We start from the raw sequence: 22,779 nt of genomic DNA on the forward strand, positions 1-22,779 counted from the left end.
AAACTCTTGTCAATCAGAATCAACCAGGAACTCGGCAAGGCAGGACCGGATGGACATATCCGGGATTTCATTGCTGGACACGATCACCGGCTTGCCGATCCCCTTCAGCAAGATCCATTGCAGGTCTCCGGCGATGTTCTTTTTGTCGGATCCGAACGATTCGATGACCGAATCCAAGTCGATCATCCGGGTGTCGGGCAACTTTCCGACAAGTCGCACAACATCGTTTAACAAGTTTATTTCATTTGAGTCAAGAAATTCAAGGGATTTCGACAGTCTAGCCGCAAAAAGAATTCCCAGTCCGACCGCTTCGCCGTGTTTGAAGTGCCTGAAACTCGTAACCTTTTCCAGCGCGTGCCCAAATGTATGTCCAAAATTGAGGATCTTCCTCGACTTCGAATCGCTTCGCCCCGTCTCTTCGGACTGATCGCCGGAAACGATCGCGGCTTTGAACGAAATCTGGCTGACGATGAGTTCGGAAATCTCTCGCGTGAAACCGTCAATTCCGAATCCTCGCGCGACGCCGCTCTTTGCATTGGCTTCGAGAAAACCCTTGGTTCGGTCGAACAATTCCCCACCGGCGAGGGCCGCGTGTTTCACTGCCTCGCACAGTCCGGCGACGATCTCCCGCCGCGCCAAGGTCCGGAGTGTTGAAACATCTGCAAGTACCGCTGACGGATGGTGGAACGCGCCGATCAGATTCTTGCCGAATTCCGTATTGACACCTGTCTTTCCACCGACCGAAGAGTCGATCATTGCAAGGAGCGTTGTCGGAACTTGAAGGAATCTGATCCCGCGCAGGTATATCGCCGAAGCAAAGCCGGCAAGGTCACCGACCACACCTCCGCCAAGCGCCAACAAAGAATCGCTTCGCGTGAAGCCGGCGGCCCCAAGCGCGCGTAAAAGGTTCTCGGTCGACTGAAGGCTCTTGTAGCGCTCACCGTCCTTCATCAGCCAGACACACACTTCAAATCCGGAACTCCGCAGACTCTCAGCGGTTTGCTCGCCGTACAATCGATAGACCCGCCGATTCGAAACGATCATCAATTTCCGCGGATTGTTCCCAAGCGACTCGCGCGCCCAATCGCCGACGGAATCCAGCAGTCCTTCGCCGACGCTGATCAGATAGCGCTTTGCTTGCGAATTGGTGTTTACGATCACCGGATCGAGCGGGTTCAGCATCCTTGAATTGTGCGGTTTCGTTCCCAAAATTGCAAAAACGACAAAAGCCGTGAATAAAAACTCACGGCTCAGATCTTTTTAGAAGTTAAAGCAGGCGAAGCAACGTGGAAGTGTACCGCACCTGCCAATGCGTAGTAACTGTCCTCACCCCAGCTACCACTAGAGACGGTGGATTCACCAACCGTCTCAGTTGATAAAACTATACAACTCCGCAACTGGTTTGGCAAGCTTATTTTCCTATTATCCAAGCGCGGCGCGGATGACGTCCGCAAGTTCCCGGGCGTGGAGATCGATGTCCGATTGATTTTCGCCTTCGATCATTACACGGGCGAGATTCTCCGTGCCGGAATACCTGAGCAAGAGGCGTCCGCTCGCGCCGAGCCTCTGTTCGACCGACCGCGCGGCGTCCGAGATCTCGGAGACTTCGTCGAAAGGTCGCTTCTCGCGCACCTTCACATTTATCAAGATCTGCGGAAATCGTGTGAAACCTGACGTGATCTCTGACAAGGACTTCGCGTTCTCCCAAATGGCTTCCAAAACGAACAGGGCGGTCATTATTCCATCGCCGACGAGGCTTTTCTGCGGAAAGATGATATGACCCGACTGTTCGCCGCCGACGACGGAATTCGTCCTCAGGAGTTCTTCGAGCACGTACTTGTCGCCGACGGCCGTGCGGACCAACTTGATGTTCCGCGAATTGAGCGCGACCTCGAGTCCGAGATTGCTCATTACCGTCGCGACGACCGTCTGGTTGTGAAGTTTCCCGTGATCGGACAGAAGACGGGCCATAATCCAAAGCACCGCGTCGCCGTCAACGATGTTTCCTTTCTCGTCAATGAACAATGCGCGGTCCGCATCGCCGTCAAGCGCGATCCCGAGATCGGCCCGTTCGGCCAATACCCGTTCCCGAAGCTGATCGAGATGGAGCGAGCCGCAATTCTCGTTGATGTTCTTCCCATCGGGCTCGTCATAGATCGAAACAACCTCCGCGCCGAGACGTTTCAACAGTTGCGGCGCCAATTGGAATGCCGCGCCGTTCGCGCAATCGACGACGATTCGCAGATCGGCCAGCGAAAGTGTCGGAAAACCCGACTCAAGATAGTCGAGATACCGTTGAAAATAGAAGGCTGAATGCGATTCGTCGACGAGAATTTCGGCAGTCAGCCCTTCCGGGTTGATGTTGCCGATGTCTCCTTCGATCCGACGCTCGATCTCTGACGAGATCTTTTTGCCCGAGGGCGAGAAAACCTTTATCCCATTGTCGAGGTAAGGATTGTGCGACGCGCTGATGACTATCCCTGCGTCAAACTCGAATTCGCGGGTCAGAAACGCAACGCCCGGCGTGGTCATCACACCTGCGGATTCACAGCTTCCGCCTTCGGCGATAACGCCCCGATGAATCGCCTCTTCGATCCAGGTTCCTGACTCCCGGGTGTCGCGACCGGTGATGAACTTTGGCGCGCGCCCTAGCGATTCCGAATAATGGCGTGTCAGCGAACGGCCGACCTTCTCGATCGTCAATTCATCAAGCGGAAATTCCCCGGCGTGTCCCCGCATTCCGTCAGTCCCAAAAAGCTCATTCATACGTTTCAATCAAACCTTTAATTATCCCGGAGTTCAGAATTCCCCATTCGCGTCTCAATCAAATTTAACGACCTTCGTCCGTTTAATCAATTTCTCATAACTATTTCTTGTAGAAACCATAACAATTGCTCAATTGACTTGACAACTCTTCGGCAATTAAGCGAATCTTAACTCGGCGAACACCGATCGCCGCTTCGCGCTCCAATTCGCAAATACAATTTAATCCAGTAACCGGAAAACGAGTTTATGAAATACCTACTTTGTGCCGCCGTCGTCGTTTCGTCAAGTTTCTTAGCTGTCGCAGCACAAGTCACGAACCCGACGCCGGCGCAAACTCGTCCGCGGGTTATCGTCGTGGGATCGAATCCGACGCCGACGCCTTCCAATACGGTTATTGTGACCAACACCCGGCCGGTCCCGGCCCAATCGCCGATCGTTATCGGAAATACAAACAATAGTTCGAATATCAGCGCGACGATTCTGACGCTCGCACAGATCCGGCAGAAACTGGCCGAGGCGAAACGCGAAATGTCTGCCCGGCCAATTACCATCGCGATGACCGAAGGCGTCAGCCCGGTGTCTCCGCTTGAAATGGTCCGCGTTGCCTTTTACGACGTTGAAACGCGGCAAATCGATTATCTGGCGTTGTCGAAGGATGCTTTTCTGACGAAGGACGCGGAGTATGTGCTGTCAACTTCGACTATGAAGATGGTCAAGTTTCGAATCCTTCGTCCAAACGGCGTCAATACTCCGGTTTCCATCAACGGACTTTCCGGAAAATCACACGTTCCCTTGATGGTCCAGTATCCGGTCGTCCGGAACGGCATCTATTACGAAACCGCTTATTATATGTCGACCCATCCGGGACTTGTCACGCCGGAGGTGATCGGCGCCGGAAAATACTACGTGCGCAACACGATCGACGTCGCGCGCGAGAAACTGCGGCAGCGCGGTCTCAGCATCTCGCCGAGAGCCGCGGATATCGCCGAGCGTTTGAGCATCGTCGAGCACGTCGACCATTATCGTTTCCGCACCGAATATCATCCGAACATATACAACGATGTCTTTACGCTTTATGCGCTCAACGAAGGCCAAACCTACAGGTATTCGGTGAGCAGCGCTGGGGCCGGCGGAATGGTCCAGATGATTCCTTCGACGTACCGTATGATCCGCAACCGCTTTCCGGGCGCAGGGCTGATGCCGGATTTCGTTGCCGGAATGCAGGACCATCCGAATGCGGCACAAGCGATGCTCCTTTACATTCAGTCAACGTACGATGATCTGCTGAAGAGCCCGACGATCGTCGACGCTCTGCAGACGGGCCTCGCGACCGAATTCGAACTTCTCTCGGCCGGGTACAACTCGAATCCGGCGAAACTCGCGGGCTACATCAAGCGCGGCGGAGCGAATTGGAGGAATCTTATCCCGAGGGAAACCCAGATATATCTTCAGATCAACGCCTCGCTCGATCGTTTCGTGCCGTTCGTCGGACGAACCCGCTGATTCATTTTGATCAACAGAAAAGAGGATGGAGCAATTCGCGCCATCCTCTTTTTATTGTCGATCAGGAAACTACGCAGATTGGGCGTCAGCCTTGTAAGGCGGCAGAACGACGCGCGCCTTCGGTTCTTTTTTGAGTCCAAGCGCCCAGTCGGCCTGCATCAGCGTGTGAATGTCTCGCGTTCCCTCATAGATGACCGCGGCCTTGCAATTGCGAAGATACCGTTCGACCGGATAATCGTTCGTGTAGCCGTTCGCGCCGTGGACCTCGATCGCCATTGACGCCGCCGTTTCCGAACGCGTCGTCGCCTGCCATTTCGCGAGGCTTGCCGCTTTCGCCGAAGGCATTCCCATATTCTTCATCCAGCCGCATTGCAGCCAGAGCAGACGCGACATCTGATAGTCGGCTTCCATATCCGCGATCTTCTGCTTCACGAGCTGAAAATTCGCGATCGTCTGCCCTTGCACTTCGCGCGTGTTCGCGTATGAAACGGAAGCATCCCGGGAAGCTTTGATCACGCCGGTCGCGCCCGATGCGACGGTGTAACGGCCGTTCTCGAGCGAAAACATCGCGATCTTGAAGCCCTCGCCTTCGTTGCCAAGCATATTCGCCGCCGGAACGCGGACGTCCTGGAGCGAAAAGTAACCGGTGTTGCCGGCCTTGATTCCGAGCTTCCCGTGAATCGTTCCCGACGAGAATCCGGGCATCGTGCGCTCGACGATGAAACAGCTCAGCCCCGAATGATCGCGAACCTTTTGTTTTTCAAGGTCCGTCCAGCAGAAGAACAGAAAATGATCGGCGACATCCGCGAGCGAGATCCACATTTTCTCGCCGTTCAGGATCCAATCGTCGCCATCGCGGCGGGCGTACGAGCGCATTCCGATGACGTCGCTGCCCGCATTCGGTTCGGTCAAACCGAACGTCGCGAGCTTCTCGCCCTTCGCCTGCGGCACGAGATACTTTTGCTTTTGCTCTTCGGTGCCCCACGTCAGAACCGAAAGCGAATTGAGCCCGACGTGGACGCTCATCGCGACGCGCAGGAACGTGTCGCAAGCTTCGAGTTCCTCACAAACGAGTCCGAGCGAAACATAATCGAAACCGGCCCCGCCGTATTGTTCGGGGATACAAACCCCGAGCAATCCCAGCTCAGCCATTTTCTCGAAAACCCTGGGTTCAAAAAATGCCTTTTCGTCCCACTCTTTGATATATGGCGCAACTTCGCCGGCGCAAAACTCGCGCACGGTGTTTTCAAGCGCAACTTGTTCTTCGGTTAATTGAAAGTCGATCACGGTGTTTAATTTACCTCTCTGAAATTATTAATATGATAAAATTCAGGCAATTCGTCCTGCTTCAAGCTTAACATCTTGCGCCTGTTCCAACGAAGCGCGGGCGACCGGAAATCCTATGAGATCAACAAGATTCGTTTGGCTTCTCCTGGTTCTTGGGTTCACTTCCCAAGCCTTTGCGCAGCGTTCCGCGACCCCGATCCCGGCGATGCCGAAGTTGCTTTCAATGCGCGAGCAATTGAACGTTCGCCAATCCTGGCTCAAGAAACGTTTTGAAACGATTCTGCTGCCGATGATGCGCAAACACGGAGTTTCGATGTGGATCGTGACGAACGAGGAGTTTCACTCGGATCCCGTGATCGAGTCGATCGCTCCGCCGATCCCGATCGTCGGACGCCGCGACTTTTTCATCTTCTTCGACAACGGCCGCGAACTCGAACGGTTTGCCGTCGTCCGTTACGAAGAAGAGCAGCTCAAAAAACACTATCAAATGCTTAGTCCGCCGCGAGACAAGATCGGTGAGACCATCCGAAAGATCGTCGCCGAACGCGATCCGAAAACGATCGCGCTCAATATGGGTTACGGCCGCGGACAGACGGACGGAATAACGCACGACGCATACAAATTCCTCGCCGAGACGCTTGGCTCCGACCTTGAAAAGCGTTTCATTTCAGCGGGAAACCTCGTCACCGATTACCTAGACACGCGAATTCCGGAAGAATCGGAGCATTACCGAACCGCGGTCGCCGTCACTGATATTCTGACGCGGCGCGCATTCTCCAACGAGGTCATAAAGCCCGGCAGGACGACCGTCGGCGACGTTCGCTGGTGGTTCCTGCAGCAGTTGAACGACCTCGGCCTGACGACCTGGTTCCAACCGGACCTGCGCGTCCAGCGCGCGGCAAAATCGAACTCTTCGTCGCAGCAATTTCTTTCGGTCGCCGACGAATCGCTCGTGCTCGAACCCGGCGACCTGATTCATATCGACTGCGGGCTCATCTATATGGGGCTCTCGACCGACTGGCAAAAGCACGGCTATCTTCTCAAGCCGGGGGAACGCGACGCGCCGGCGGGCTTGAAAGCTGCGCTGCGAAACACGAATCTCCTGCAGGACTCGATCTTCAGGATCGCCCGCCCGGGTATGACCGGAGCGGAGGTTTACGATGCGGCGATGGTCGAGATGAAGCGTCAGAACATCGAGGCGATGATCTATTCGCACCCCATCGGGACACACGGACACGGACTCGGACCGTCCATCGACTTTCGCCGCGCACTCGGGGTGTCGCAGGAAAGGTTCAGACTCGGTTCCTACACGTCGATCGAGCTGAACACATCGACGGTCGTCCCCGAATGGAACGATCAAAAGGTCACCGTTATGGCCGAGGACGACGCATTTATGACCGCCAAAGGCTTTGAATTCTTCAGGCCGCGGCAAACCGCGCTTTATCTGATCAAATGATTCCGATCTCCGAAGCATTGGCTTTCATCGGCCGCGAGGCCCGACCGCTCGGAACCGAAACGGTCCGGCTCGAGAACTGCGTCGGACGCGTCCTCGCGGAAACCGTCTCGGCGGATCTCGATCTTCCGCCGTTCGACCGATCCCAAATGGACGGCTTCGCCGTTTTGAGTTCAGACACGAACGCTGTTCCCGCGCGGCTTCGAATCGTCGGCGAGTCGGTCGCCGGAAAGGGTTTCGACGGAGTTTTGAAATCCGGCGATGCGGTCCGGATCATGACCGGCGCGCGCGTCCCGAAAGGCGTCGACGCTGTGCAGCAAGTTGAAAAGACTTCCGAGTCGGACGGATTCGTCGAGATCCTGAAATCGACTGATCCGGGTCAAAACATTGTCTATCGCGCCCAGGAAACGGCTGTCGGCGACGTCGTTTTCCGCGCGGGCGAGGTCATCACGGATAAGATGATCGCGGCGCTTGCGTCCTTCGGATGCGCTGAAGTCGCGGTCGGCAAAAGACCTTCGCTGGCGATTCTGGCGACCGGCTGTGAGATCGTCGATATCGCGACCACGCCGGAACGCGACCAGATTCGAAATTCGAACTCGGCGATGCTCAGGGCCTTCGCGGCATCGCTCGGGATCGAAGCCACGGTCTATCCGGCCGTCGGAGACGATCTCGAGTCGCTGACGGCTTCGATCCGGACGATCATTGAGTCGAAACCGGACATTCTGATACTGACCGGGGGCGTTTCGGTAGGCGACTACGACTTTACGAAACCGGCATTGAAGACGCTTGGCGCATCGCTGTTCTTCGAAAAGGTGTCGCTCAAACCGGGAAAACCGACCGTTTTCGCCAGACACGGCGAGACGCTGGTCTTTGGCCTGCCGGGCAATCCGGTTTCGGTCGCCGTGACGTTTTACCTGTTCGTCAGATTCGCGGTGATGCTGATGCAGGATGCCGCACGGCCCGAGTTGAAACGCGGCCGGGCCGTGGCGACACGAGCGATCAAAGGTGCGCGGGAACGAGATTGCCTGCTGCCGGTTTCGCTCGATACGGACGAAAACGGTCGTTTGATGATCGAATCGGTCAGGTTCGCGGGCTCGTCGAACTTCATCGCTTTTTCCGGTGCGGATGCGCTCGCGCACGTCCCGATTGGGAAAGTGATCGCGCCCGAAGAGATCGTCGAAGTATACTTTCTTTGATCCAATATGAATGAACCGGCCGCGCTTGCGCACGAAGCGATCCACCAAACCGTCGAAAACTTGCTCGCGAACCGTACACGCGGGGTTCTTCTCGATGTGCCGACGGGCGAAGGCGCCCTCGCGAAGCGGCTTATCTCCATCGGCTATGACGTCAAATGCGCCGATCTTTATCCGGCCATCTTCAGGCTCGACGGGGCGACAGCTGAACAGGCCGATCTTGATTCCCGGCTTCCCTACGCCGATGATTCGTTCGATTTCGTTGTTTGCGTCGAAGGACTCGAACACGTTGAGAATCCGGCGAACGCGATCAGGGAATTCTCTCGGATCCTAAAAAGCGGCGCGACGCTGATCGTATCGGTACCGAACATAATGAACGTTGAGGAACGGCTGCGCTGGCTTTTCAGCGGGTACACTTCGCATTTCAAGCCGTTGTCAAAGCAAGCGTTGGCGGCGATCTCAGAAGAATTCGGAGAGATGCCGGAGATCGCGCTGCACATCAATCCGATCGGCTATTCGGAAGTCAGATACCTTCTCGAGAAGAGCGGTTTTGCGCTGAAACGCGTCGTCCCCGACGCGCGCAAAAAGAATATCTGGGCGTTTCGGCCAATCACCGGTCTGATACGGTTGTTTTCAAAACTTTCGCACGAATCTAAGCGCCGCGCGCGCTGGGCCGACGAACTGAATTCCGACGAGGTTTTGCTTGGAGGCAACACGCTGATCTTCGAGGCGGAACGCCTGGAGAGGAAATGAAATGAACAAACTTTCGCATTTTGACGATCAGGGCAACATCCGGATGGTCGATGTCTCCGGAAAAGAAGCCACGGCACGCCGGGCGATCGCCTCGGCCAGGGTTCTGCTGTCGGAATCGACGCTCGAGATTCTCCGTTCCGGCTCGAACCCGAAAGGAGATCCGCTCGAGATCGCGCGCATCGCCGGAATAATGGCGGCCAAGAAGACTTCGGAACTAATTCCCCTGTGCCACCAGATCAACCTGTCGAAGGTCGACGTCACTTGCAAATTGACGGATTTCGGCGTTCATTTGACCGCCGAGGCGAAAACCGAATCGCAGACGGGCGTCGAAATGGAAGCGCTGACGGCCGTTTCGGTCGCCGCTTTGACGATCTACGATATGTGCAAGGCGGCCCAGAAGGACATCGTGATCTCGGATATTCGACTTGAATCCAAAACCGGGGGCAAATCGGGGGCGTTTTCACGCGCCGGACACGACGGACAAGGAAATTCTTTCAGTTAACCGAACTTTGCGTTAAACTGTATCGTAACCTTCTCAGGAGCAAGTATTAAGGAGAGATATAAGTATGAGTTACCAGATCGCTGAAGACGTCAGACCGCAGTTCAAGTTACTTCTGATCGCCACCGTGATGAGCGTCGCGATCTGGCTTTTGGCCTCCTGGTTCGTGCCATCGCTCAATTATTTGTTCTACCCGTTGCAATTGTTCGCGACATTCGTTCACGAAGGCAGCCACGTATTGGCGGCGATCGTCACCGGCAGCGCGGTTGAGAGTCTTGCAATCTCGGCGGACGCTAGCGGCGTCGTCTGGTCGCGCCCGAACGGTTGGTTCGCACAGTTGTTTATTTCGAGCGCCGGCTATCTCGGGACGACCGTCTTTGGAACAATGCTTCTGATCTGGATGCGCTACGGATTCTCGTCGCGGATCGCCCTCTATTTCGCGGCCGGTTTCGTCGGAATTATGACGCTCGTCTTCGGATTGATGTTCCCGATATTCAATATCTTCTCTGCAAATGTTTCAGTCGGCGGAATGTTCTTTACCGTTTTTTCAGGCACGATCCTAACGGCCGGACTTTTCGCGACAGCCCGTTTCGCTACCGTCAAATGGAGTGACTTCGCACTCGCCTTTCTCGCCGTCCAGTGCTTGCTGAACGCAGTGTTTCATCTCCGCGATCTGTTCGTACTTTCGGCGAGCACCAACGCCCAGACGGACGCCGCGAATATGGCTGCGGCCACGGGCATTCCGTCGCTGATCTGGGTCTTCGTGTGGATTCTTTTGTCGATCGCGATGATCTCAATCGGACTTCGTTTCTACGCGGTCAGCCGCAAATCGGCCAACACCGAACTGCCGTTCGCCGAAGAATAGGTTTAACCCAAATCACGTAATAGAAAATTTCTTGCCCGCGAAACACGCGAAAAATGCAATTTTTGATGTTGCTTTTCGCGTATTTCGCGGGAAATTGCTTTTAATGAGTAATCTGGGTTTAATTAACTCCGGTCGCCGAGTTTTCCCCCGATCCAGGCCATCGGGATATAGGCGACGATCAGGTCAAGCACTGAAAACCAGACCGGCACCGGGAGCATTGCCGCGGCGGTGATCCCGCCGATCAGGTGAAGGGCACCCATGCCGAGCGCCAGTTTCATTTTGTGGCTTCCGGCGATCAGCGCTGCAACGAGTCCGCCGGCAAGCGAACCCGCTGAATGCTCCATAAACGGAGTCACCCAGTGTTTTGTCTCAAACAGCGGCATCGCCGCCTTGAATCCTTCCAAAGTTGAAAGATCGACGCCTGCCGGCGGCGGGATCAGCGCCCCGCCGATCTTTGTCACCACGTATTTGGCAATCATCAGGGCGATAAGGCCGGCGATGAAAGCGATAACGTTTCGAACAACGTTTTTCAAGCGATTTCTCCTCCAATGTTGAGACGCGCCGCAGGCGGCAACAAAAAACACGGCAAGCCTAACACAAGATCAGCCCCGGAGAAAGGAAAAGGGAGAATAGCCTTTTCTCCTTTTTCCTTTCTCCCTTTTCCTTTCTCCCTTTTCCTTTCTCCCTTTACCTTTTCCCTTTTCCCTTTTGCCTTTTCCCTTTTCCCTTTTGCCTTTTCCCTTTTCCCTTTTCCCTTTTGCCTTTTCCCTTTTGCCTTTTCCCTTTTGCCTTTTCTCTTTTGCCTTTTCCCTTTTGGCTTTTCCCTTTTGCCTTTTCCTTTTTGCCTTTTCCTTTTTGCCTTTTCCCTTTTGCGCCCTTCAACTGAGGATCTCGCCGATGAGATCGTATTCGAGAGCTTCGGTGACGCGGACATTGTAGAACTCGCCCGGCTTCGGATCAAACCCTTCGGGCATATCGTTGATCAGAATATATCCGTCGATCTCCTGCGCCTGGCCCTCGGTCCGTCCCTGAAACAGCAGATCCGACTCGCTCGACAACCCTTCGAAGATCACCCGGAAGGTTTGGCCGATCTTCGCCTTGTTCTTCCGTTTCGATATCTTTGCCTGTTCCTTCATCAAACGCGCGCGGCGCTGCTTCGCAATTTTAGGATCGACCTTCGCATCGAGTTCGTAGGCCGGAGTGCCCTCCTCGTCCGAGTACGTGAAAACGCCGACATTGTCGAACTCGCAGTTGCGTACGAACGTCATCAATTCCTCGAAATCTTCGTCGGTTTCGCCCGGGAATCCGGTGATGAAGGTCGTCCGGATGGTAATTCCGGGGACCTTTTCGCGAACGCGCCTGATGAGTTTTTCGAGACTTTCGCGCGTTCCCCCGCGCTTCATCAGTCTCAGGACGTTTCGCGACCCGTGTTGCAACGGCATATCGAGATACTTGACCGCTTTCGGCGTTTCGGCGATTGCTTCGAGGAACGCATCGCTGATATGAGTCGGATAGGCGTACATCACGCGGATCCACTCAAGTCCGTCAACCTCGCCAAGCGCGCGAATGAGTTTGGCGAGCGCGTCGACATCGCCGAGGTCCTCGCCGAACCGCGACGAATCCTGCGCGATGAGGACGACTTCCCGCACGCCCTGCGACGCCAGGTCCTGCGCTTCCTTGAGAATTGACCCAAAACGACGCGACCGGAACGATCCGCGCATCGACGGGATCGAGCAAAACGCGCACGGGCGATCGCAGCCCTCCGCGATCTTGATGAAAGCCGTGTACGAATCGGTCGCGCGATAACGCGGCGTGTCGAAGTCGTAAAGATATGTCGCCGACTTGTTTCCGATCGGAAGAAGCGGAAGCGAGCGAAAATCGATCTTTTCATCCGCCGCCTCGAGGATCCTTCCGATCTCGTTCGTCCCGATGAACGCATCGACCTCCGGAAGTTCCTTGACGAGATCGTCGCGGTAGCGCTCAACGAGGCAACCTGCGACAACGACGCGTTTCGCGCCGCCCGCGGTTTTCATCGAGGTCGCTTCGAGGATCGCCTCGACAGACTCCTGTTTCGCCGACTCGATAAAGCCGCACGTGTTGACGACGATGGTCTCCGCTTCCGACGCGTCGTTGGTGATCTCATAACCCGCGTCGCGAAGCTGCCCCATCATAACCTCAGAATCGACCAGATTCTTCGGACATCCCAAACTGACAAATCCCACCTTCTTCATAAAAACAAACGAAGTTGTAAGAATAACACAGACGCCGGAGGATCAGGACGGCTCGTCCCGGACATCGATGCGCCCGAGCAGCGCCTCGACCTCATCCGCTTCCGTCGGCGAAAGGTCCTTGCCCCCGAAACGCACGCGGTTGTATTTTTCAGTGATCGCAACCGCCTCCGGAATCCCGATCGCAAACGCAAACTCAAGCGGCGTCTGCGATGTCTCGCGCCGCAGGCCGCGCCGCGAAAGCATCGTGACCATTCTGTCGTAAAATTCGACGATTCCCTGTTGCCGCTTGCGGCCACGCCAACGAGCGATCGCTTCCAGGAGTTTGAGATCGCGCAGTCCGCGATATGCGTAGATCAAGAGCCAGAAGCCGACAATTCCGGCGAACAGATAGGCGGTGCCGTAACCGATGGCGAGGAGACTCGCCTGGGTTCCGCTGTCGCCCCGGACCTCGGCCCACCATTGCTGGATTCGGGTCTGCAGATCGACGGCGCCGGTCGAAACCGATGTCTGAACATCGTTGAAACCGTCCTTCACCGACCGGAAGAGGGATTTTTGCCCCTGGTCGTCGTAAGCGACGAAATACTGGATCCAGAAGGTCTCAAGAGCTTCGACATACTTGCCCAGCGCTCCCAGAAGTCCGGCGCCCGCAGCGTCGCCGTTGAGGCCGGCAAACGGAGTCGGGTCGAACGTTACCCATACCTTGTCTTTCGGAAAGTAGACCTCGACCCAGGAATGTGCGTCTTTCTGTTTTACGACGAACACGCCGGCCGTTTCGTTATACTCGCCCTGCTGGAATCCGTTGACGATGCGCGCCGCAATTCCCTGCGTGCGCAGCATCAAGACCATCGCCGACGAGAAATACTCGCAATGACCTTCCTTTACGTTAAATAGAAAATCCGCCACCGGTTGCTCGCCCGATGCCTTTTGTTCGAGCGTGTAGCCGAAGCGCGTCTGAAGAAACTCCTCGACCGCTTTTGCCTGATCGTAACGGTTCGACTTGTTCTTGATCACGTCCGACGCGAGAGTGTCGATTCTCGGGTCAAGATCGTCGGGCAGTTGCAGATACTTTCGGAAATCGTCCGCCGCGTACGCCGTGCCGTCGGACCGGAGTTGCTCCGGACTTGGCATGCTCTGGTCCGATTGGACGGAATAGTTGATCCGCTCCATACCGAACCGGACCGCGGACAGCCCGTCGTCCTCGTCTTTGCGGATCTCCGGAAAATTCCCCTGAACGAGTATCGGATGCGGCAACGTGAATAGAACCGAAGTATCCATCGGTTCCATATAGAATGTCTGAAAGACGAGTTTCGGTTTGCTGAATCGCGATCCGACGAGAAATGTCTCACGCTCGCTCCGCACAAAACTCTGGCGCCGCGTCCGCGACTGTTTCCAGGATCTGTTGTCGAACTGGTCAAGCGCGATGCCCCGCCAGCGCAGACCGCTGATGGATCTTTCGGCCGTTTCGACCTTGACCCTCATCACCGTTTCTTCGCCCTGCTGAATGCGGCCGATCTCACCGAGGCGGACTCGCTCGGAAAAGCCGGTCATTCCCGTCAATCCGTTCTGATTCGCGCCAAAACCGGCACCGCCGACGCGCGGAAGGAGAAAAAATATCGGCGCCGCACAGATCATCACCGCGACGATCAGGACGATCGCAGTCGACGGCAAACGGCGAAACGGCGTCTGATTCAAACGCTCGAAAGAGTTGTCATTCTCGGCCGTTTCTCCCTTTACGCTCCTCGCGGACTTGCCGATCTCGAACGTGATGACCGCGACCGCGGTGATCAGAAGGTAGAGAACGAGAACACCCAGATAGATCGGGCTGATACTGAGCGCCGCCGACAGCAGAAGCTCAAAGAACGCCATCAAATAAAGAAACAGCCAGTCGCGATCCCGCTTTTTCTGAAATAGCTTGACGAGGGAAAGCCCAAGAATAAAGCGCGAAAGCAGTCCCGCGACGGCGGCTTCTCCGCCGCCGAAGCCGATCAGGCGAAACTTCCAAACGAGATAGAACGCCGGGATCGCCAGGACCACAAGCGTCGTGCCCAGCCGGTCGGACAACTGCCATCGCGAGTCCTCGAAAAACCAGGCGACCGCAACCAGCGCGAGGAACCCGACTCCGAACAGAACTCCGACCCCGCCTGTGACGAACAAGGACAAAAAACCGCAAATTACTACGGCATATGAGGTTAGTCTGAAAAAAGTTTCGAAAGTCATCAATCGGTCGGCTCAGCGATCTCCACCGATCAATTATAGACTGTGTGGGAATTTCCGGGCAATGAATTTCGGACGTTAAGCCCGCGACCAGACGCGTTCGTCCGACGTCGATCAATCCCTTCTCGCGTTTCCGCTTCGGCCATCTGCCTGCACAACCCTTCCGGTTCATCGGGTCCGGGCATCTGCGGCGCGGCGGCCCTGAGACTTTTTCAACAACTGTATGAATTCGCTGAAAGCGAATCAGATAATAGCCTGGGGTGACCGGAGCGTAACCCCAGGATTTCAGTCAGACGGGACGCAGCCGACCCTGAAGGGGTCGAAGGTAAGTCGTTGACTGTGCGACCATTGCAGCATCTTGATGACGCGTTGTTCAACAAAGGGCCACGCTCGTTTCGTTCGCCTTGCCGCACACTACTATGTTGTCCCGTTTGCGACTTTCAGGAATCGGGTTCTTTGAAAAACCTGACAACTTGCAAAAAAACAATTGCCTTGCCGCGGATGACGCGGATCAACCTGAAGATGCGAATACACGGACAATTGGCGTCAGGTCCGAGATTTGGGATATTTCGGACTTTCGGGTGGCCGCGGCAACGCGCCAACCCGACGATCAGCAAGTCAGTACCGCCTGCGTCAGCGGGCGGGCGACGCCTAGATCCAAGCCGCAAGTTTCGGAATTTCGGAGATCACCGTTCCGCCGATGGGCCCGATCGAAGCTCGCAGTTTCGACCAATTGCAAATCGAAAATCCAAAATCCCGATGTCCTTTTCGAAGGCCTTCAGTACCGAGTCCGAAAGGAACTTGAATTTGATCTCGGATTCGTCGGTTTTGTGATCTTTATGCAAAATGCTCATCGGACTTCGACTCCGATGAGCATAATAATTACTCGGGAAATTTAATTGTCTGGATGTTAAAGCTTGCGGGCCTGTTCAGAATTGCAGTTCAATGCCCAAGCGCAACGAATCGTTCGCGTTGCTTGTCGATCAGTTTCACCATTCTCGGTTGATCGGCAAACAATGCGCGTAGTCGATTGTACGTCTTCACTACTTCCGGATCTTGAAATTCCGGACCATCAAGAACAAAATACCAGAACGACGACACTTGCGATTCACTAAGCCCGGCAAGCTTTGCCTTGAATTCTTCGGGGTTGGCGAAAATGAGTTCAGTTGCCAAATCCTGAAATGTTCCGATCGCATCCGCGTCCCATTTTCCTTCGATCATAATGCCGACCGTTTTTTCGATTTGTTCTTTCATTGAAACTGCCGAACAACGGAAAAGGAATGGAATATGCGTTTCGTACTTCCCATACAACGGAGCTTCGCCTTTTTCGTCATCAAAGCCATACAGTTCATTTAATCCCACAAAAGTTGACGGAAACTCAAGAAAAAAGTTCCGGCAATCGCGACGGTCGAAAAGCTCGGTCAGCTTGGTGGCTTTCTGCCGCCCCTCCGATGGCAATGTCATCGCAGGAGATGGTTTTACGCTCTCGACCTTCGGCACGACGGCCTGTCCGTTGCAGGAGCAGAGAAGGACGTCCGTCATAATGATAAGGAGGATCCACCGATCAATCCTAAATATTTGAGCGAATGATGAGAACAACATTTCTTCCTCCTGATTGATTTTGCTTGATGAAATTCAGTAGCTGTTTAGTTTTCGCCCCACTCCCTGAAACAGTTCCGCGCCCTTTAACAGAGCCAGGTAATGCATCCTGTGGTGTTCCCGCCCTGATTTCCCGAATGAAACAAGATTCCCCGACCTGCCGGAACTTGTGAATTCGAGACTAAGTAGGTATTCGGGAACTTCTGACTGGAATAGCGCGAAAGTTCATACACACCGGTTGGAATTCTCTGATCCTGCTCAGGAGTTGCAGTTGACGGCCCGGCGGGTTCAAGCGCGAAACGGTCGCGGTCGAGATCGTCGGATTGCAGATGGCCGACGTGCAGTTTGCCGGCGCCGTCGTGTTCGCGGCGTATCCGTCTGTTGCCATATCGGTCGTAAGCAAAGGTTTGTTTCCCGGTTTCCGTGCCCGAGATCGTCTCTTTGCCTTTGTGAGCCGGTTCAGTCCGTCGTAGAAATACCGCTGGTCGGCGGTAAAGCCCGACGTGCCCCCGACCGTCGGGACCGTGATTTTCTGCTCGGCCATCGAGCAACCAGAGATTGACCGTGCAGTTGGTATGTACTGACTTGCCATATCAATATCAATGGCGTCTCCGCACTAATTGCAATCTATAACCCGGATGATTTTCGACTTCGCAAAAAAGGTGCCCTTCCAGACTGAGCCGCCTTCAAACTCGGCATCTAACAAGTGCTCATAGCCCAGCCTGAATCGGTAGCGGCCCAACGGGATTCTTGGCAAAAAGATTCTGACAAGGAACAGACGTTCGGTTAACGGCGCAATTCGAACATATTTTGGCGAAATCCGTGCAAAGCTGTCGATGAGGGACGGATTCCCCGATGACCGTCGCGAAACTTTCCGCAATTCCGCAAACCGACCAAGTCTGTTCGCGTCAATCCTGATCGAATCGGCGCCTATGGTTTTGACGCGAACAGTAGCTTCGTTATCCATGTTCCGACAAAGTTTGGAGGCCAGCAGCTCGACGGTAAAACTCCGTGGTTCGACGTTTTGCGGGTATCCCACAAAATTGAAAGCTGCAATTACAAAGAAAAGAGACAGACAATTGACTAACGTGGTTTTCATCGCGATAGTACACCCCTATACAACTCGCTTTTGCTTTGGTCATAAGTAGGAATCCCGCGGTCGATTCGCAATGTGAGGCGGCCTAAAGATTGATTTCCGGCACCTGACCATTCAACGTCGTTCCGATGTAATCTTGAAATCTTCAATTGTGTATGAATTAATCGACCTAATTCGAATATCTACGGTACGGAATTTCGTCGGGAAGCCATAATCGTTATCGAATTGACCTACGACCTTTAAGCCGTCCCGTTTCGAATCAACGAGCAAATTGAAAATGTCATCGAAATTTGTGACGTTCTCAAATCTCCCCAAATGTCTCCGATCTGTTGTCCCGATCGGCTCTATCGACTTCGCTTTTGAGTCGACGACGCTAACTCGTATTCCGGGAATTGGAAAACCATGTTGATCAAGCTGAAGTTGATATTGGTAGTCACGAATTTTCTTGGAAGACCAAAGGGCCCGCTTCTTTTCAAGAAGCTCCACGGTCAGCGGAATCATTTCGGCTCCATTGTTCAAGTCATCCGTTCCCGCGTTTTGATTTGATATTGGCGAGATATCTGCGGGCTCGATCGCGCAATTCGTTGCACAAAACAGAACCGCAATAATAAGTCCGATACAAAGAACCGATCTTCGCCCTCTGTTGTTGATTGTCATAACTCCTCCGGCGTCTTATGCAAATTGATTACGGGACCTCTACCTTATAAGACTTCAGCCAATCGCCCACCGAAGGGATATCCGCTTCATACTTTTTCGCGAGGGAATCAAAAAGCGGAGTATTCTGTTGACCGTTCGGAAGTACAAAGGAAAGTGATCTTGCGTACTGGGTGTACACGCCCCCAAGAGCTTGAAGTCCCGTTGTCGAAGTTGTCTTCGCAGTGAATTCCTCCACGTAGCCGCGGACGTCAAACTTCGAGTCTCCGCCGCTCCACTTAGCCAGAACATATGCTCCCATTCCGACATGAACAGACTCATGTAAGATGTTGCCGATGATTGATGCAGAGTTTTGCATTTCGTCTCGATTGATAGAAATTACGAAAAATTCCTTGCAGATTACCGGCTATCGCGGCGTATTGTACTGTCAGCCGTGAAATACACAAAGTGCCGTGGCTCATCGTTTCGGATCCATCCTTCGCTGCTCTCAAACTCAAAATTGAATGCGGTTGAGATTTGAAGTGTGTCGGACAGAAAGCGTTTGGGAACAGGAAAGGTTACAGATTCCCCTGGCCCGACCCATATTCCGGGATAGGATCGGCGCTTTCGCGCACTCGATCTGCAGCTACACGCGTCATTCTGATCAGGAACTTCCACCGGAACCCGGACACCTTGGGTTATCACCATTCGGTTGTCCGCGTCGCGTTTGATGATGGTCTGCGTCATAAGGACGGGCTCGACGTCGTAACAAAGGCTAACCTTGGAGCCATCTTTTACGGCGATGCCAGATGCTCCATCGGAGAGCTTTAGCGGAACTTCATTGACTTCCCGAACGTCAAAGTTCGCATCTAGATTAATCAGTTCACGAGTATTGTTGTGAAATTTCAAAATCGCAAATTCCTTTTCCTGACGCTCGCAAACAAGAGTTCCTTCGTTACTCTCTAGTCGCTCGAACGATAGGAACACACTCGGTCGACGGCTGTCGATTCTCTCAAACGATTGCCGTCGTGATTCTTGCGATTCGCTCATCAGAATCGCTGAAAGAACAAGACCTAACAAAACAAAAATCGATGTAAAACGTCTCATTTTTGATCCTCGATTAGCTCCGATACTGTCATTTCTGATTCCTAATTACTCCCAGCGTCCCCGACCGCCGGGAAAAGCATTCGCTCGGCCGACTTTACTGGACGGGCTTTTTCCCTGTGTGTTCAACAGAGACTCGACATGTGTCGTTATTTCCCTGCGAACAGCATCCTGCCCGCCCGTTACGAGCCAATTGCGATCGTAAATCACGTCCGTGCTCGTGTACCCGAGTCCGCCCGCCCGCTGGGCGGTCAGCGTCTCGTCGCCGAACGCGCCGAAGTCCTGACGCTTCGTGACCGCTCCGTTCTCGTTCGTGATGAGCCGCGGGCTGCCCAAGTGATCGGTTGTCAAATAGCTTACCTGCTGCGTCTGGGCCAGCGCCGTCGAATACTCGGCGACAAGCCTTGATGCTCCATCATAGACGAAAATGGTCGTCTCGGTCGATGAGATCTTCTTCACGCGGCGGCCCTCGCCGTCGTAATAATAGGTGGCATCGGGCGTCGTTCCGTTGTTGCCGTTGACGTAAAACTCTTTCTGTCGGTTTTCCTGATCGTAGCCGAACCTTTCGCCGGCGGCATTCTGCGTCAGATTTCCGTCGGCATCGTATGCATACCCGCTCGACGAGATGCGGTTCGTCGCGGTCGAGAATGTCGGATTGCAGATGGCCGAAGTGCAGTTTGCCGGGGCCGTGGTGTTCGCGGCGTCGATCCGTCTGTTGCCGTATCGGTCGTAAGCAAAGGTTTGTTTCCAGGTTTCCGTGCTCGAGATCGTCTCTGTCGCCGATTCAAGCCGGTTCAGTCCGTCGTAGAAATACTGCTGGTCGGCGGTAAAGCCCGACGTGCCCCCGACCGTCGGGACCGTGATCTTCTGCTGCGCCATCGAGCCATTGTTCTTGTCCGTGTTGAGCGTTCCGCTTTCCCATTTGCCGTATCCGAATTCAAGTTTCAGAATGTCAATGTTCTCGGTCGAATCGGTCGTGCCGAGCCCGATCTTCTCGACCTGCATCCGGTTGTTGTAGGAATAGGTCTCCCAGCGGCCGTTCCCGAGACGGAGTTTCTTGATCGCGCCGTTCGTGTCGTAGCTGAATCCGAAGGCATAGGCGTAGAACCCGAAGTCCGGGTTCTTTTTGCTCTGCACCATCGATAGCTCGCCGTCCTGATTCACTGTATTTTTGATGACGCGAAGCGACGGATAGGTTTCCCACCGCTCAATTTCTTGAAGTCATCAAAGTCGATCGCAATCACATTCCTCGATCGTCCGTTCGAATCCGTACCATTTAGCCTTCCTTGCGCAAACCGAACACTAGCACTTCCGTTTGTGGCAAAAATCCCAATGTCGGCTTTCTCATCATTAATGGCATCCGATGCAACTTTGGATCTTCTTCTCGGATTCGACAACAACTGTTTCGAATCCGGCGAACCGCCGCTTCCCGGCGCCGATTCTGTTTCAGTCTGAATTAAGTGAAGATTGTGACAGGTCGAACAGCTTGTCCAGAGGTGTCTTGTATCGTTGCAATTTCGCCTCCATACTGAGTCGGAGATGCCGGATGAACGATTGCAAGCTGCGCTTTCGTGTTTGTCGCTCGAGGGTTCGTCCGCTTAAAAGCGTGCGGCGGAGCCGCGGCTCTACCCGGCGACCTGCGAAAGGCCGAGCCTTACCGCACATCCGGGCGGCAAGCCGCGGCGCGGTGATGATGGGCGCGTCGGCGAACGGGAACTTGTTTGTATCGAGCGGTTTCTCTCCCGTGCGGGTACGGGCTTCGTTGATCGACGCCCGGGGTTGGTTGCCGGTAAAAAAAGAACGGTAAGCACGGGGCGTTTATTCGTCATCAAATCAAGCTCGAAATCGAAACAAGCCGGCTTGATCGGTTGATTTCGATGCTAAAGTGAAAAGCGACAAAACCGGAATGAGAAAATTGATTCACGAAACGATATGTCCGCGCTGTCTGACCACTGGCCTGAAGTCCTGGAACGAACTCACGCCGGAGGAGAGGACGATCTTCGAACGTTTCCCGCGGACCGCACGGATCGCGCCCGAACAAAGAAAGAGGCACCGCTTTTGCGTGCGGTGCCTGTACTCAGATAGCGATGATCGCGAGGTGCTGGCTTAAAACATCGAATCGGTAGTCGCCCGTTCGCGCCGCGCCACGCCGCTATCGTGCGCTGCGTGTTCGACTTCCCGCGCGACGGCTTCACCGACGCGCCGGTCGAAAACGGACGGGATGATGTAGTCCGGATGAAGTTCGTCGTCGCCGATGATGCCCGCGATCGCCTGCGCCGCCGCGAGTTTCATCGCTTCGTTGATCCGCGAAGCGCGGCAGTTCAGCGCCCCACGGAAAATTCCCGGGAAGCAGAGGACGTTGTTGATCTGATTCGGATAATCGCTCCGGCCCGTGGCCATCACCGCGACGAGTCCCTCGGCCTCTTCAGGCATGATTTCCGGCGTCGGGTTCGCCATCGCAAAAACGATCGGATCGGCAGCCATATTTTTCAGATCGTCCTGAGTAATCACTCCCGGAGCGCTCAGGCCAAAAAACACGTCGGCGCCTTTGATGACGTCGTGGACCGATCCTTTTTCTTTATCCGGATTGCTGTGTTGGGCGAACCAGTCCTTGACCCAGTTCATATTCTCGCGGCGCCCCTCATACAAGGCGCCGCTCGTGTCGCAACCGATAAGATTCCGAACTCCCGCGGCCATCACGATCTTGCTGCAGGCAACGCCGGCGGCGCCGATTCCGTTGACGACGACCTTGATGTCTTCCATTTTCTTCCCGACGATCTTCAGCGCATTTATCAACGCCGCGAGAACGACGACCGCAGTGCCGTGCTGATCGTCGTGAAAGACCGGAATGTCGAGTTCATTCTTGAGCCTATCCTCGATCTCAAAACAGCGCGGCGCCGAGATATCCTCGAGATTGATTCCGCCGAATGCGACGCTTATGTTCTTGATCGTTTCAACGATCTCGTGCGGGTCCTTAGTATTGAGACAGATCGGAAAGGCATCGACGCCGCCGAATTCCTTGAACAGCTGGGCTTTTCCTTCCATCACCGGCATCGCCGCCGCCGGACCGATATCGCCGAGCCCGAGGACCGCGGTCCCGTCGGAAACGACCGCCACGGTATTTCGCTTGATCGTCAGCTTGTAGGCTTTTTCGGGATCGCGATGGATCGCCTCGCAGACGCGGGCAACGCCCGGAGTGTACGCCATCGACAGGTCGGCGCGCGTCTTGAGCGGCGTTTTCGAGACGATCTCGATCTTTCCGCCGAGATGCATCAGAAACGTCTTGTCAGATGAATGTACGACTTCGACACCGTCGATCTGCCGAACCGTCGCGACGATCTCTTCGCCGTGACGTTCGGAATACGCGTTGACAGTGATATCCCGGATCAGGAAATCCCGTCCGACCGAAACGATATCGATGGCGCCGATATCGCCGCCCGTAAGACCGATCGCGGTCGTGATCTCACCTAGCTTTCCGGGGCGATTCTGGATCTTGACGCGGAGAGTCAAGCTGTAACTGGCATTTGGAGTTGGATTAGTGGACATATTTGCAAAGGAATAAGGATACTCCTTGCGATACCTC

Annotated in this window: 20 protein-coding genes; 6 read left to right on the top strand and 14 right to left on the bottom strand. The window is 54.6% G+C overall.

The features are described 5' to 3' along the window. Positions 1-9: 9 nt before the first annotated feature. On the bottom strand, positions 10-1,182 hold the full coding sequence (gene aroB, locus IPN69_12690; GenBank protein ID MBK8811574.1) for a 3-dehydroquinate synthase: 1,173 nt from the start codon (positions 1,180-1,182) through the stop codon (positions 10-12). A 240-nt stretch (positions 1,183-1,422) separates the two neighbouring features. Continuing rightward, the gene (glmM, locus tag IPN69_12695) at positions 1,423-2,766 is read right to left on the bottom strand and encodes a phosphoglucosamine mutase (protein ID MBK8811575.1); all 1,344 of its coding nucleotides are present in this window, start codon (positions 2,764-2,766) and stop codon (positions 1,423-1,425) included. 246 nt (positions 2,767-3,012) lie between these two features. On the opposite strand from glmM, the gene IPN69_12700 reads away from it, so the two are divergent. Then, positions 3,013-4,269, top strand: a complete 1,257-nt coding sequence (locus IPN69_12700; GenBank protein ID MBK8811576.1) for a hypothetical protein — start codon at positions 3,013-3,015, stop codon at positions 4,267-4,269. 69 nt (positions 4,270-4,338) lie between these two features. Here IPN69_12700 and IPN69_12705 read toward each other — a convergent pair whose 3' ends face one another. Next, positions 4,339-5,556 (bottom strand): acyl-CoA dehydrogenase family protein, encoded by a 1,218-nt coding sequence (locus tag IPN69_12705; protein ID MBK8811577.1) that lies wholly within the window; start codon positions 5,554-5,556, stop codon positions 4,339-4,341. 115 nt (positions 5,557-5,671) lie between these two features. Here IPN69_12705 and IPN69_12710 point away from each other — a divergent pair, with 115 nt between their 5' ends. From IPN69_12710 to IPN69_12730, 5 genes are all read left to right on the top strand, one after another. Next, positions 5,672-7,012: a M24 family metallopeptidase gene (locus IPN69_12710; GenBank protein ID MBK8811578.1), complete on the top strand. Its 1,341-nt coding sequence runs from the start codon at positions 5,672-5,674 to the stop codon at positions 7,010-7,012. Further along, on the top strand, positions 7,009-8,205 hold the full coding sequence (locus IPN69_12715) for a molybdopterin molybdotransferase MoeA (protein ID MBK8811579.1): 1,197 nt from the start codon (positions 7,009-7,011) through the stop codon (positions 8,203-8,205). Before IPN69_12710 ends, IPN69_12715 begins: the two co-directional genes overlap by 4 nt. Before the next feature lie 6 nt (positions 8,206-8,211). Next, positions 8,212-8,955 carry a class I SAM-dependent methyltransferase gene (locus IPN69_12720; GenBank protein ID MBK8811580.1) on the top strand — a complete coding sequence of 248 codons (744 nt, stop codon included), beginning with the start codon at positions 8,212-8,214 and terminating at the stop codon, positions 8,953-8,955. 1 nt (position 8,956) lies between these two features. After that, complete coding sequence (gene moaC, locus IPN69_12725; GenBank protein MBK8811581.1) at positions 8,957-9,457, top strand: cyclic pyranopterin monophosphate synthase MoaC; 501 nt, start codon at positions 8,957-8,959, stop codon at positions 9,455-9,457. Positions 9,458-9,521: 64 nt separating this feature from the next. After that, positions 9,522-10,319, top strand: a complete 798-nt coding sequence (locus tag IPN69_12730; GenBank protein ID MBK8811582.1) for a M50 family metallopeptidase — start codon at positions 9,522-9,524, stop codon at positions 10,317-10,319. 122 nt (positions 10,320-10,441) lie between these two features. On the opposite strand, the gene IPN69_12735 is transcribed toward IPN69_12730, so the two are convergent. The 11 genes from IPN69_12735 to IPN69_12785 form a co-directional block, all read right to left on the bottom strand. Then, positions 10,442-10,852: a hypothetical protein gene (locus IPN69_12735; protein ID MBK8811583.1), complete on the bottom strand. Its 411-nt coding sequence runs from the start codon at positions 10,850-10,852 to the stop codon at positions 10,442-10,444. Further along, complete coding sequence (locus IPN69_12740) at positions 10,849-11,253, bottom strand: hypothetical protein (protein MBK8811584.1); 405 nt, start codon at positions 11,251-11,253, stop codon at positions 10,849-10,851. The genes IPN69_12735 and IPN69_12740 overlap by 4 nt, the downstream gene beginning before the upstream one ends. After that, positions 11,198-12,550, bottom strand: a complete 1,353-nt coding sequence (gene rimO, locus IPN69_12745; protein MBK8811585.1) for a 30S ribosomal protein S12 methylthiotransferase RimO — start codon at positions 12,548-12,550, stop codon at positions 11,198-11,200. The genes IPN69_12740 and rimO overlap by 56 nt, the downstream gene beginning before the upstream one ends. A 42-nt stretch (positions 12,551-12,592) precedes the next feature. Continuing rightward, positions 12,593-14,710 carry a DUF3488 domain-containing protein gene (locus tag IPN69_12750; GenBank protein MBK8811586.1) on the bottom strand — a complete coding sequence of 706 codons (2,118 nt, stop codon included), beginning with the start codon at positions 14,708-14,710 and terminating at the stop codon, positions 12,593-12,595. 996 nt (positions 14,711-15,706) lie between these two features. Then, a complete protein-coding gene (locus IPN69_12755; protein MBK8811587.1) occupies positions 15,707-16,264 on the bottom strand; it encodes a hypothetical protein in 558 nt (185 codons plus the stop codon). A gap of 280 nt (positions 16,265-16,544) precedes the next feature. Then, positions 16,545-16,907, bottom strand: a complete 363-nt coding sequence (locus IPN69_12760; GenBank protein MBK8811588.1) for a hypothetical protein — start codon at positions 16,905-16,907, stop codon at positions 16,545-16,547. Between the two features lie 72 nt (positions 16,908-16,979). Continuing rightward, the gene (locus IPN69_12765) at positions 16,980-17,462 is read right to left on the bottom strand and encodes a hypothetical protein (GenBank protein MBK8811589.1); all 483 of its coding nucleotides are present in this window, start codon (positions 17,460-17,462) and stop codon (positions 16,980-16,982) included. A gap of 111 nt (positions 17,463-17,573) precedes the next feature. Continuing rightward, a complete protein-coding gene (locus IPN69_12770; GenBank protein MBK8811590.1) occupies positions 17,574-18,116 on the bottom strand; it encodes a hypothetical protein in 543 nt (180 codons plus the stop codon). A gap of 396 nt (positions 18,117-18,512) precedes the next feature. Continuing rightward, a complete protein-coding gene (locus IPN69_12775; protein ID MBK8811591.1) occupies positions 18,513-19,199 on the bottom strand; it encodes a hypothetical protein in 687 nt (228 codons plus the stop codon). A 45-nt stretch (positions 19,200-19,244) separates the two neighbouring features. Beyond that, positions 19,245-20,336, bottom strand: a complete 1,092-nt coding sequence (locus IPN69_12780; protein ID MBK8811592.1) for a hypothetical protein — start codon at positions 20,334-20,336, stop codon at positions 19,245-19,247. Between the two features lie 966 nt (positions 20,337-21,302). Next, the gene (locus IPN69_12785) at positions 21,303-22,742 is read right to left on the bottom strand and encodes an NAD-dependent malic enzyme (protein ID MBK8811593.1); all 1,440 of its coding nucleotides are present in this window, start codon (positions 22,740-22,742) and stop codon (positions 21,303-21,305) included. Positions 22,743-22,779 lie beyond the last annotated feature (37 nt).

The organism is Acidobacteriota bacterium (assembly GCA_016715115.1).
Taxonomy (GTDB): Bacteria; Acidobacteriota; Blastocatellia; order Pyrinomonadales; family Pyrinomonadaceae; genus JAFDVJ01.